The organism is Myxococcales bacterium (assembly GCA_016717005.1).
Taxonomy (GTDB): Bacteria; Myxococcota_A; Polyangia; order Haliangiales; family Haliangiaceae; genus UBA2376.
The window spans coordinates 290,296-302,107 of sequence record JADJUF010000041.1; the positions used below are offsets into that span (position 1 = coordinate 290,296).

Consider the following 11,812-nt stretch of genomic DNA (forward strand, 5'->3'; position numbering starts at 1 on the left):
GTCACATCGTCTGTCACGACCTGTCTGGGACCGGCTGGACCGGTGTGCTAAAGCACCGGCCCATGCGCGCGAAGGAACACGGCTTTCGTCAGCCCGCCGAGTGGGCCCGGCACCTGGCGGTCTGGACCGCCTGGCCCCACCTGGCCGACGAGTGGGCCGAGGGCCTCGACGGGCCCCGGGCGTCGCTGGCCCAGATGATCGCCGCGATCGTCGACCGTGGCCCGGCCGGCCCGCGCGGCGAGCGGGTCGAGCTCCTGTGCATCGACGCCGCCGCCGAGGCCGACGCGCGCCACCGCCTGGGCCCGGCCGCGGCCGGCGTCCGGTTCCACCGCGCGTACTACGGCGACGTCTGGCTGCGCGACACCGGGCCGATCTTCGTCACCCGCGGCCACGAGCGCGCCGCCGCGTGCTTCCACTGGAACGGCTGGGGCGGCAAGTACCTCATGCCGGGCGACGCGTCGGTGTCGACCTGGGTGGCGGGCGCGGCCGGCGTGCCGGCCTGGGACCAGGGCTTCGTCCTCGAGGGCGGCGCGGTCGAGGTCGACGGCGAGGGCACGGTGCTGACGACGAAGCAGTGCCTGCTGGGCGGCAGCCGCAACCCCGGGCTCGATCAGGCCGCGGCCACCCGGCTGCTCGAGGACGCGCTCGGCGCCGACCACGTCATCTGGCTCGATCGCGGCCTCGCCAACGATCACACCGACGGCCACATCGACACGCTGGCCCGGTTCGTCGCGCCGGGCGTGGTGGTCGCGATGGCCCCGACCGACGACGATCCCAACCGGGCCGCGCTCGAGGGCATCATCGCCGACCTGCGGGCGGCCACCGACGCCCGCGGCCGCGCGCTCGAGGTCGTGACGGTGCCGTCGCCGGGTCGGGTCCAGGACGCCGACCGGCGCGATCATGCCGGCCAGCTACATGAACTTTTACATCGGCAACACCGCGGTGGTGGTGCCGACCTACCGCGCCGCCGGCGACGACGCCGCGGTCGCCGCGATCGCCGCGCTGTTCCCCGGGCGCCGCACCGTCGGGGTCGACTGCTACCCGATCCTGGTCGGCGGCGGCGGCTTCCACTGCACCACCCAGCAGGAGCCGGCCCCATGACCCGCCCCGTCACCGTCGCCGCGCTGCAGACCGATCTCACCGACGACGTCGCCACCAACCTGGCGCGCGTCACCGATCTGATCCGGGCCGCGGCCGATCGCGGCGCCCAGATCGTGCTGCCGTCGGAGCTGTTCGAGGGCCACTACTTCTGCCGCGCGCAGCGCGAGGACGACTTCGCCCGGGCCCGGCCGCTCGCGGGCCACCCGACGATCACCGCGCTGGCGGAGCTGGCGCGGGAGCTCGGCGTCGTCATCCCGGTGTCGTTCTTCGAGCAGGACGGCCCCGAGCACTACAACTCGGTGGCGATCCTCGACGCCGACGGCCGCCACCTCGGCACCTACCGCAAGAGCCACATCCCCGACGGGCCGGGCTACCAGGAGAAGTTCTTCTTCAAGCCCGGCAACACCGGCTTCTTGACGTTCGCCACGCGCTACGCCACGATCGGCGTCGGCATCTGCTGGGACCAGTGGTTCCCCGAGTGCGCGCGGGCCATGACGCTGGGCGGCGCCGACCTGCTGTTCTACCCGACCGCGATCGGGACCGAGCCCGAGGAGCCCGACTTCGACTCGCGGGACAGCTGGCAGCGCGTGATGATCGGCCACGCGATCGCCAACCAGGTCGGCGTGATCGCGTCCAACCGCGCCGGCGTCGAGGGCGACGGCGGCGGCGCGATCACGTTCCACGGCAGCTCGTTCATCTGCGACCACCGCGGCGACAAGCTGGCCGAGCTCGATCGCACCGAGCGCGGCGTCATCACCGCGACCTTCGACCTGGCCGGCCTGGCCCGGGCCCGGGCGTCGATGGGCTTCTTCCGCGACCGCCGCCCCGACCTGTACGGTCGCCTGGTGAAGTAGGGCCGATCGCGCGCTATCCTTTTCGGATGCAGATCTTCGTCCGCGCCGTGGTCACCGGCTTCGCGTTCTCGCTCGGAGCCGCCCTGTTCAAGAAGGTGTCGAAGCAGCTCGGGCTCGAGGACGCGCCGCCGCGCACCGGCGAGGCCGTGGCCGGCGCCGAGGCGCCCGCGACCTGAGCGTCAGCGGGTTCGTCGCGCGCGGGTCGCGTCTTGTCGCGTCGCGATGACAAGTGTGGCGACGGCACGGAGCTTGCGCCCGATCGTCACTGTTCTGGCTCGCCGAACAGTGTGTCGCGCCCGGGGTGATTGCATGGCCGGGGGGTGTCGCTATAACGGACGCCATGCCTCGCAGCCCGTTCCTGCTCGCGCTCGCGCCCGCGACCGCCCTCGCGGCGGGCGGCGTGCGCTGGGCGATGCAGGGCTCGGGCAACGTCTACACGGCGACGCACAAGCGCTTCTACCAGCCCGATCCTGACCTGGGCTGGCGCGTGGTGCCGGGCGGGCCGCTGTGGCTCGGCCTCGAGGTGCTGGCGATCCTCGCCGCGATCACCGTCGGGGTCCTGGCCGCCGCCTGGCTGGTCCGCCGCTGGGAGCGCAAGCGCGGCACGCCGGTCCGCTGGGCCCGGGTCGTGCTCGGCGTCGGCGGCGCGCTGCCGATCGCGCTGCCGATCTTCGCGTTCACCACCGGCTTCGGCCCCGCCAACGGCCGCGAGACCCTGCCGGCCGGCGCCACCGCCGCCGCGCCCACCGAGGGCATCGAGGGGCGCCTCGCCCTGCCCGCCGGTCGCTACGCGGTCATCGCCCACGCCGGCTCGGCGATCACCGCGACGGTCAGCGCCGGCGAGGAGACGTTCGAGGCCCGGTTCGGCGGCGGCCTCGACGGCGCCTGGACCGGCGACCCCGGCGATCTCCGCGCGCCATCGACGGCCACGGTCTCGGTCGACGCGAGCACCGTCGACACCGGCGTCGACATGCGCTCGGACCACGCGCGTGAGAAGTACCTCGCGGTCGCGAAGTTCCCGCGCATCGCGCTGACCATCGACCGGCTGATCGCGGCGCGCCAGGACGGCCCGGCCCAGATCGCGTTCCGGGCCGCCGCCCACCTCGACCTCCTCGGCGAGCCGCTGCCGGTCGAGATCACCGGCACCCTGCGCGCCCCCGACGCGGCCGGGCGCGAACGCCTCGGCGTCGGCGCCGCGACCCCGACCTTGCTGGTCAGCGCCGACCTCGAGATCTCGGTCAAGGGCAGCGGCCTGCGCGGCAGCGCCGCGTCGTTCGATGCCGATCGCATCCCGATCACCGTCTCGCTGGTCCTGACCAAGAACCCCTAGGAAGAGAACCGCACATGAAGAAGCTCGGAACGTTCGTCGTCATCGCTGTCGCCGCCGTCGGCCTGTCGCTCGCCGGCTGCAAGAAGAAGGATCAGAACGGCGCGGGCGCCGGCACCGGCTCGGCCGCGGGCACCGGCTCGGCCGCGGGCACCGGCTCGGCCGCGGGCACCGGCTCGGCCGCGGGCACCGGCTCGGCCGCGGGCACCGGCTCGGCCGCGGTCGATCCCAGCGCCGGCTCGGGCGCGGCCCCGGTCGCGACCGCCGACTACATCAAGGCCATCGGCGATCACGTCTCGGACAAGGGCAAGGTCGACGTGACCTTCGCCACCTTCGCCATCACCCAGGCCAGCTTCGATCCGGCCAACCTCGAGGGGGGCACCGCCGAGCTCAGCGTCGACGTGACCAGCCTGGCGAGCGGCAACCCCGACCGCGACGACCACCTGAAGTCGCCCGACTTCCTCGACGTGGCCAAGTTCGGCAAGGTCACCGTCAAGGTCGACAACGTCAAGAAGTCCGGCGACAAGACCTACACCGGCGACGCGACGCTCAACCTGCACGGCGTCGAGAAGAAGCTCGCGGCCACGATCGAGGTGCTGAGCTCGACCGCCGACAGCGTCACCGTCAAGGCCACGGCGCCGTTCAGCCGCCTCGACTTCGGCATCAGCGGCGTCCAGGACAAGGTCAAGCCCGAGGTCACCCTCGAGGCCCAGCTGACGCTCAAGAAGATGTGACGCGGGGCGCGCCGCGGCGACCTGGCGTGGTGGTCGCGCTTTCGCGGCGGGCGATCATCTGGGATGCTCGGCGGGCGTGACGGGCACCAACCTCGCTCCCGGGCTGCTGATCGCGATGCCGCAGCTCATCGATCCAAACTTCACGCGGTCGGTGGTGCTGATGATCGAGCACAACGACAGCGGGTCGTTCGGCCTCGTCATCAACCAGCCCAGCCCGATCAAGGCCGGCGAGCTGCTCGACAGCCTGGCGATGGCGTGGGGCGGCGACGACGACACCGTCGTGTGGTCGGGCGGCCCGGTCAGCCCGACCACCGGCTGGGTGCTCCACGAGCCGCTCGCGGCGCTGGCCACCGACGACGGGACCGCGGCGATCGGTCCGGGCGTGGCGCTGTCGACCTCGCCCGAGCGCCTGCGCCTGCTGGCGGCCAGCCCGCCGACGCGGCTGCGGCTCTTGCTCGGCTACTCCGGCTGGGGCCCGGGCCAGCTCGCCCGTGAGATGGCGCAGGGCTCGTGGCTGCACGCCGACCTCGACGCCAAGATCGTGTTCGACCTCGACGCCGACGCGATGTGGCGGGCCGCGGTCGCGAGCCTCGGGATCAACCCCGACGCCGTGGTCGTGGGCCGCGGCGTGAACTGACGCCGGGCCGCGCTCCGACGCGCTACCGCTCGGCCGGGCCGGCGCCGGCGCGCACGTCGAGCGCGGCGTCGTGCAACAGCTGCCACCGGCCCCGGGTGCGCCGGGCCGGGATCCAGTCGTAGATCAGCACGTCGATCGGCCGCCACAGCACCACCCAGGACAGGATGACCAGCCCCTCGCGAACCGCCTGGCGCAGGCTCGAGTCGGGCCAGCGCAGCAGCAGCTGGGCGACGACCTGCAGCGCCACCAGCATGACCACCGCGACCACCAGCGAGACCTGCCCGATCCGGCGCTGGCGGCGGCGGTGGCGATCGTGGCGCTCGAGCTCGTTGGCGATGTGGGCCCGGTAGGCGTCGACCACCGCGGCCGCGGGCGGCGGGCTCGGGAACCAGCACACGATCCGCAAGGCGCCGTGCGCGCCCAGATCCTCGGCGGCGCCGACGAGGTAGTCGACGAGGTCCGGGTCGAGATCGCGGGCGCGGTACGGCGCCGGATCGCGGTTGTCGAACATCTGCTCGACGCTGGTCAGGCGCACGTCGACGCAGTGCACGCCGTCCTCGCGCCGGTAGCGTGGGTGCGCCGCCATGGCGCGACTGTGCCGCGACCGCGGCGCGGAGGCCAGGGCCCCAGCTACTCGTCGTCGAAGCTGGGCTCGTCGCCGTCGATCGAGGACTCGAGCGTGAGCTCGAGGTCGACCGTCGAGGAGCCGTGGCGCTCGAGCAGGGCGCTGGTGTAGCCGCCGCCGCCGGTGACGACGAGCGTGTCGCCGGCGCGGGCCTCGAGCGTGAACCGGCCGTCGGCGTCGGTCTCGGCGGTGGCCGGCGCGGTCGAGCCGGACGTGATGACGATCGCGCCCGCCACCGGCCGCCGGTCGGGATCGCGGACGACGCCGCGGACGAGCACCGGCTTGTCGTCGGGCAGATCGAGGTCGAGCGTGGTGGTCTGGCCGACCTGGACGTCGGCGTCCATGATCACCTCGCGGCCGGCGTGGGAGACCTGGACCATCAGGTGGCACGCGGGCACGCCGTCGAGGTGGTAGCTGCCGCCGATGATGCTGACGACGCGCCGGTAGTCGATCGCGACGACGTCGTCGCCGAGGCTGCAGCCGCGCGCGGTCAGCACGACCGCGCCGTCGCTGACGCCCAGCACCCGGCCGACGAGCGTGCCGGTGCCGGACATGTGCAGGTCGACGCCCTGGCTGGGCGACGACGCGTGGATCACGACCGCGCCGACGCCCTCGGCGGTGGCGCTGATCCGGTACTGGCCCGACGGCAGCGCGAACACCGCCCAGTTGCCGTCGGCGTCGGCGCGCTCCTGCTGGTTCATCGTGCCCTCGGACTCGCCGCCGACGTCGACGAACGCGAACGGCACCGGCCGGCCGTCGGCGGTGAGCACCCGCCCGCTCATGTCGGGCGCCGCGGTCGGCACCTCGAACACGACGTCCTGGTAGCGCTGGCCGTCGCGGCACTCGAAGCGCCGCGCGTTCGACGGCGCCGACTTCCACGGCCACGCCCGCAGGTACAGGGTCAGCTCGTCGCTGGTCGACCAGACGAACGCGCCGTCGGCGCTGAACTCGCCGTCGGGGAAGTACGTGCCGTCGGCGTCGGTCGAGTCGACGCCGCGCTCGAGCGCGCCGTCGCCGACCGGGCGGCCGTCGCGTCGCACGACCCGGCCGGAGATGACGCAGCCCGAGGCCATCGTGATCTCGGCGTCGGCGGTCTCGCCGGCCGTGACCGACACGATCGTGTAGGCGCTGACCCCGCCGAAGCGATCGTGGAACGCGTCGAGGCGGTACGTGGTCGCGGCCACCTCGAGCTCGAAGCCGCCGGCGGCGTCGGTCTCGGCGACGTCGGTGCCGAGCACCGGCCGCGCGGTGCCGAAGTCGTCGGTGGCGAACGCCCGCACGATCGCCCCGGCGATGGGCCGGCCGGACCCGTCGACGACGCGCCCGCGCACCTTGCCCGAGCGCTCGACCTCGAGGTCGACGCCGTCGGTCGACGCCTGCAGATCGAGCGCGGCCGCCAGCTCGAGCCGGGTCGCCGCCACCTGCTCGGGGCGCGGCCGGGCCGGCAGGCGCTCGCGCACCGGCGGCGCCGCCGACATCACCCCGTCGCCACGCACGAACGGCCGGTACATGCCGGTCGGCAGGTCGATGCTGTAGCGCCCGGCGACGTCGGCGACCACGCTGGCCTCGGTGGCGCCGTCGGCGAACACGACCTCGACGTCCGGCACCGGCTTGTGGCTCAGGCGATCGCGCACCGTGCCGGTGACGCGGATGAGCCCGCTGGCCGGGGGCGCGAGCTTGATCGGCCCCAGCCGACGCCCGTGGGCCCGCCAGCCGTCCGGCCCGATCGTGAACGGCAGGCGCGACCCGGGCTGCCCCGACGCCGTCGCCTTCTGGCCCGTGCGGCCGTGACCGCCGCCGCGGGGCCACAGCACGACCAGGGCGACCACGGCGATCGCCGCCGCCAGCCACCACCATCGTCGCAACGCGGGAGTCGGGGGGGTCACGGGGGCGGGCATCGATGGGTTAGGGACGCCTGATACGTCCGTAAGTTTCATCAAACCAACCCGCGACCTGGCGCGGCCATTCCCGCCGCCGGTCGCCGTCGGCAACCCCGTGGAACTCGGCCCGCGCGGGCCTCGGGGCGCCCGACAGGCTGACGAGCCGATGGGCCGAAACGACGACGGGCGGCCGGGCTGACACGCCCGGCGGGCGACGACGAGCATCCGGAGTGGCCCCCGGGCGGTCGCCGTCGACGTCGATCACCAGGGGATCTCGACCACGAGCACGGTGATGTTGTCGCGGCCGCCGCGCTGGTTGGCCAGGTCGATCGCCGCGTCGGCGCAGGCCTCGATCCCGTCGTCGCGGATCAGCTCGACCACCTCCTGATCGTTGCGCAGGTACCCGTGCAGCCCGTCGGTGCACATCATGAACCGATCGCCGGGCGCGACGTCGACGTCGGCGGTGTCGACCTGGACGTAGTCCTTGTGGCCGACGGCGCGGGTGATCACGTTCTTCGCCGACGACTTCTCGGCCTCCTCGGGCGTGATCAGGCCGTGCTTGAGCTTGTAGTTGATCAGCGTGTGGTCCTCGGTGATCTGCATCGCGACCGGCCCGCGGATCCGGTAGACGCGGCTGTCGCCGACGTGCGCCGCGAACGCGAGCCCGCCGCCGACCAGCATCGCCGAGCACGTCGTCGACATCCCGCGCTTCTCGGGCGAGAGCTCGGCCATGCCGTAGACCATGTAGCAGGCCGACTGGACGCCGCTCTCGAGCAGGCGGCGGATCTCCCAGATGGCCTCGTGGTCGCCGTCGGCCACCGCCGCGGTCAGGCGCGCCAGCTCGCGCGCGGCGCCGCGCACCCACATCTCGAGCTGATCGACGCACTCGCGGCTCGCGACCTCGCCCTTGTTGTGGCCGCCAACACCGTCGGCGACGACGTAGAACCCCATCTGGTCATCGCGAAAGTACGAGTCCTCGTTGACCGCGCGACGTCGGCCGACGTCCGTGCGACCGACCGAGCGGCGGATCAGCGACTGCCCAGCGACCATCATCGTCATGATAGCAGCAGGTTCCCGTGGCCGCGGGCGGTGCGGGACGCTACCTTTGGGGCGTGGCCTATACGCTCGCGTCCACGCTGGCGACCGCCCGGGAGACCGTGCTGTCGAGCTGGGCGCACCGCTACGACCGCAGCACCAAGCGCGGGCCCGGCGCCCGGGTGGCCCGGCAGCACGGCGCCATCGTCAGCGGCCTGCTCGAGGCCCTCGCCGTGACCGTGGCCGGCGAGCAGGTGACCCTGGCCCCCGGGCACCCGGCGATGCGCGATCTCGAGAAGGCGACCGTGTTCGCCGGCGCGACCTGGTCGTCCGAGGGCGCGACCGGCTTCGAGGTCGCGGCCATCGTCGCGACCCTGCGCGACGCGGTGCTCGAGCACGCCGACCTGGAGCTGGCCCCGTCGCTGACCGAGCTGTTCGAGTGGCTGTCCATCCTGGCGCTGGACGCGTTCGCGACCGCCGGCCGCCGGTCCGTGGCCGAGCGCGCCGCCGAGCAGCTCGAGGCCGGCACCCCGGTGCTGCTGCTCACCCCGGAGCTGCCGGCGGTGCTGCTGGTCGGCGCGCCGACCGAGGACGTGCTCGACAGCGTCCTGGCCCGCGCGATGCTGCTGGTGGTGCGGGTCGGCGCCCCGACGCTGTTGCTCGACGTCAGCGGGCTGGCCGACGAGACCGCCCGCCCGGTCACCGTGGCGCTGGCCCGGCTGTTCGAGCACCGGCGGATGGGGCAGGTCGAGCTGGCGGTCGTCGGCGCTGGCGCCGGGGTAGCTGATCGGTGGCGGCGTACGGCGGAGTCGCACAAGGTCGCCACGTCGTGGTTCGAGCGCTTCGATGACGCGCTCGCCCACGCGGCGACGCGCGCCGGCCTCGGGATCGTTCGGAGATCCTGACCGGTCACTCGCGCCTGGCACCCGCTTCATGACGGCCGGGTGACATCGCGAAAACCGACCGGTCGGGCGCCGTCGCCGACCTGCACGGGGCCGCCGGCCTGCTAACATGGGACACTGCCGTGGGCGATGAGTTCCCTGTCAGGTTCGGTCGCTACACACTGATCGAGCGTATCGCGGTCGGCGGGATGGCGGAGCTGTTCCTGGCGACGGCCCCGGGCGAGCACGGCTTCGAGCGCAAGGTCGTGATCAAGCGGCTGCTCCCGCACCTCGCGCGCGAGCCCGTCTACACGGCGATGTTCATCGACGAGGCGAAGCTGACCGCGCAGCTGTCGCACCCGAAGATCGCGCAGACCTACGAGCTGGGGCGCGTCGACGACTCGCTCTTCATCGCGATGGAGTTCATCGACGGCATCGACGTGCTCGGGCTCCTGCGCGAGCACGCGTGGCAGCGCAAGCGCCCGCCGCTCGAGCTGTCGGTGTGGATCTGCCACGAGATCCTCGACGCCCTCGACTTCGCCCACAACCTGCGCGACGAGACCGGCGCGCCGCTGGGCGTGGTCCACCGCGACATCTCGCCGTCGAACCTGCTGCTGTCGCGGCGCGGCGACGTCAAGCTGGTCGACTTCGGCATCGCGCGCGCGTCCGGCTCCGGCCGCCACCACCGCACCAAGTCGGGGACGCTCAAGGGCAAGTACGGGTACATGTCGCCCGAGCAGGTGCTCGAGCAGTCGGTCGACGCGCGCTCGGACCTGTTCTCGATCGGCGTCGTCCTGGCCGAGATGCTGTGCGGGCGCCGGCTGTTCGCCGCGGCGGCCGAGCTCGACGTGCTGCTGATGGTGCGCGACGCCAAGCTGACGCGGCTCGATCAGTTCGGCGGCCACGTGCCGCCCAGCCTCGACGCGATCCTGCGCCGGGCCCTGCGCAAGGACCCGGCCGAGCGCTGGCAGTCGGCCGCGGATCTGCGCGACGCGCTGGCGGACTGGATGTTCCAGGAGCGCGTGCGCGTCACGCCGCGCCACATCGGCGAGCTGGTCGAGTCGATCCACGAGCAGGTCTGGCAGCGCAAGCGCGAGACGATGGCCCAGAGCGACGCCGAGAACGCCGCGCTGGCGGCGGCCGCGCCCAGCACGCTCGGGCCGAACCTGGTCCCGGCGCCGCGGCCGAGCCGGCGGGCCCCGAGCGAGGGCGGCGGCGCCCGGCTCGACGCGAAGGCGCTCCTCGCCGACACCGGCGCGCTGGCCGCGATGGACGGCATCCCGCGCGGCGAGCTCAAGCTGACCGACAGCCTGCCGATCATCTCGATCGAGGCCGAGGACGATCTGCCGGAGCCGACCGACGCGTCGCAGGGGCCGCTGGCGCTCGGCAGCGACGGCTCGATCGATCTCGACCTCGCGTTCGAGACCGCGGGCGCGCCCCACGACCTCGACGACTTCGGCCTGGGCCCGGCCGGCAGCCGGCCCCACCACCCGGCCGGCAGCCGCCCCCACCGGACCGGCGACGCGCACGATGCGCACGGCGCGCACCACGACGACGGCGACAGCGGCAAGGTGTCGATCGCCACCCAGGCGGCGGTGTCGGCGGCCGGCTTCCTCGACACCGACTTCGGCGATCTCGCCAACGAGATCGAGGCGGCGGTGATGCACCTGCAGGTGCCGGCGCCGACCGGCGTGATCGAGGTCGAGGCCTCGGTGCGCTACGCCTCGATCGAGGACGCCATCGCCGCCGTGTCGCCGACCTCGGCCGACCCGTCGGCGATCGACTTCGACGAGACCGAGATCGAGCCGCGGGCGTCGCGGTCCGACTCGATCCGGCTGCCGACGCCCGACGAGATCGTCGCGCGCGCGGTCCAGGCCGAGCCGCCGACGGGCGACGAGATCGTCACGCCGTGCACCGACGAGGGCGACTTCACCAACGTCGCGCCGATCAGCGTGCTGTTCCGGCTGGCGGCGACCCAGTCGACCGGCCTGCTGGTGGCGTCGGTCGGTGGCATCAAGAAGGAGATCTTCATCCGGGCCGGGATCCCCGAGTTCGTGTCGTCGAACGTCGCCAGCGAGCTCCTCGGCGCGTACCTGGTCCAGTGCGGGGCGCTGTCGTCGGGCGAGCTGGCGATGGCGCTCGCGATGATGCCGCACTACGGCGGCAAGCTCGGCGACACGCTGGTCGGGCTGGGGCTGCTCAAGCCGCTCGAGGTGTTCCGGCACCTGACGGTGCAGGTCCGGCAGAAGCTGATCGACGTGTGCACGTGGACCAAGGGCACCTACGGCTGGTACGCCGGGCGCCAGATCGAGCGCAACGCGTTCCCGCTCGACCTCAACCCGTTCGAGGTGCTCGGCGCCGGCGCGATGGCGATGCGCGACGACCTGGTCGTGACGTGGATGTCCCGGCACGCGGCCGACTCGCTGGTCCAGCGGCAGGCCCGGCCCGCGGTCGCGCCGGAGCGGTTCGAGATCGTCGGCATGGCGCCGCTGTTCGAGCGCATCGACGGCACCCACACCGTCGGCGAGCTGGTCACCGAGTCGCTCGATCCCGCGACCCAGCGCCGGACCGCGCGCATGCTGATCCTGATGCTCCAGACCGGGCTGGTGGTGGTCGAGGAGCTGTGACGGGCAGGCCGCGGACGGTCGGCGCCGCGGCCGCGGGGTGACGATCAGGTGAACGTGGCGCCGAGCGCCGCCAGCACCGCCCGACCCCGGGTGACGATCAGGTGCACGTGG

General features: G+C 73.4%; 10 protein-coding genes and 1 pseudogene. 8 read left to right on the forward strand and 3 right to left on the reverse strand.

Annotated features, from left to right (window positions below; translation table 11 throughout):
* Positions 1 to 62: 62 nt before the first annotated feature.
* The 6 genes and pseudogenes from IPL61_38110 (at position 63) to IPL61_38135 (ending at position 4,653) form a co-directional block, all read left to right on the forward strand.
* Positions 63 to 1,101, forward strand: a pseudogene (locus tag IPL61_38110) (agmatine deiminase family protein).
* The gene (aguB, locus tag IPL61_38115) at positions 1,098 to 1,955 is read left to right on the forward strand and encodes an N-carbamoylputrescine amidase (protein ID MBK9037007.1); all 858 of its coding nucleotides are present in this window, start codon (positions 1,098 to 1,100) and stop codon (positions 1,953 to 1,955) included. Before IPL61_38110 ends, aguB begins: the two are co-directional and overlap by 4 nt.
* A gap of 26 nt (positions 1,956 to 1,981) precedes the next feature.
* A complete protein-coding gene (locus IPL61_38120) occupies positions 1,982 to 2,131 on the forward strand; it encodes a hypothetical protein (protein MBK9037008.1) in 150 nt (49 codons plus the stop codon).
* Positions 2,132 to 2,295: 164 nt separating this feature from the next.
* Complete coding sequence (locus tag IPL61_38125) at positions 2,296 to 3,285, forward strand: YceI family protein (protein MBK9037009.1); 990 nt, start codon at positions 2,296 to 2,298, stop codon at positions 3,283 to 3,285.
* Positions 3,286 to 3,299: 14 nt separating this feature from the next.
* Positions 3,300 to 4,016, forward strand: a complete 717-nt coding sequence (locus tag IPL61_38130) for a YceI family protein (protein ID MBK9037010.1) — start codon at positions 3,300 to 3,302, stop codon at positions 4,014 to 4,016.
* A 76-nt stretch (positions 4,017 to 4,092) separates the two neighbouring features.
* Positions 4,093 to 4,653 carry a YqgE/AlgH family protein gene (locus IPL61_38135; GenBank protein MBK9037011.1) on the forward strand — a complete coding sequence of 187 codons (561 nt, stop codon included), beginning with the start codon at positions 4,093 to 4,095 and terminating at the stop codon, positions 4,651 to 4,653.
* A gap of 22 nt (positions 4,654 to 4,675) precedes the next feature.
* Here the strand turns inward: IPL61_38135 and IPL61_38140 are convergent, their stop codons facing one another.
* The 3 genes from IPL61_38140 to IPL61_38150 all read right to left on the reverse strand — a co-directional run bounded on the left by IPL61_38140 (position 4,676) and on the right by IPL61_38150 (position 8,211).
* Positions 4,676 to 5,239, reverse strand: a complete 564-nt coding sequence (locus tag IPL61_38140) for a hypothetical protein (GenBank protein MBK9037012.1) — start codon at positions 5,237 to 5,239, stop codon at positions 4,676 to 4,678.
* A gap of 44 nt (positions 5,240 to 5,283) precedes the next feature.
* Positions 5,284 to 7,164, reverse strand: a complete 1,881-nt coding sequence (locus IPL61_38145) for a carboxypeptidase regulatory-like domain-containing protein (protein MBK9037013.1) — start codon at positions 7,162 to 7,164, stop codon at positions 5,284 to 5,286.
* Between the two features lie 255 nt (positions 7,165 to 7,419).
* Complete coding sequence (locus IPL61_38150) at positions 7,420 to 8,211, reverse strand: serine/threonine-protein phosphatase (protein ID MBK9037014.1); 792 nt, start codon at positions 8,209 to 8,211, stop codon at positions 7,420 to 7,422.
* 59 nt (positions 8,212 to 8,270) lie between these two features.
* Here IPL61_38150 and IPL61_38155 point away from each other — a divergent pair, with 59 nt between their 5' ends.
* Positions 8,271 to 9,098 (forward strand): hypothetical protein, encoded by an 828-nt coding sequence (locus IPL61_38155; protein MBK9037015.1) that lies wholly within the window; start codon positions 8,271 to 8,273, stop codon positions 9,096 to 9,098.
* Positions 9,099 to 9,283: 185 nt separating this feature from the next.
* Complete coding sequence (locus IPL61_38160) at positions 9,284 to 11,701, forward strand: serine/threonine protein kinase (GenBank protein MBK9037016.1); 2,418 nt, start codon at positions 9,284 to 9,286, stop codon at positions 11,699 to 11,701.
* Positions 11,702 to 11,812 lie beyond the last annotated feature (111 nt).

Bases quoted from the DNA above. Each gene is read 5' to 3' on its own strand.
- IPL61_38120 (MBK9037008.1), top strand. From the start codon at position 1,982: ATGCAGATCTTCGTCCGCGCCGTGGTCACCGGCTTCGCGTTCTCGCTC.
- IPL61_38150 (MBK9037014.1), bottom strand. From the start codon at position 8,211: ATGATGGTCGCTGGGCAGTCGCTGATCCGCCGCTCGGTCGGTCGCACG.
- IPL61_38160 (MBK9037016.1), top strand. From the start codon at position 9,284: ATGGCGGAGCTGTTCCTGGCGACGGCCCCGGGCGAGCACGGCTTCGAG.
- IPL61_38140 (MBK9037012.1), bottom strand. From the start codon at position 5,239: ATGGCGGCGCACCCACGCTACCGGCGCGAGGACGGCGTGCACTGCGTC.
- aguB (MBK9037007.1), top strand. From the start codon at position 1,098: ATGACCCGCCCCGTCACCGTCGCCGCGCTGCAGACCGATCTCACCGAC.
- IPL61_38125 (MBK9037009.1), top strand. From the start codon at position 2,296: ATGCCTCGCAGCCCGTTCCTGCTCGCGCTCGCGCCCGCGACCGCCCTC.
- IPL61_38130 (MBK9037010.1), top strand. From the start codon at position 3,300: ATGAAGAAGCTCGGAACGTTCGTCGTCATCGCTGTCGCCGCCGTCGGC.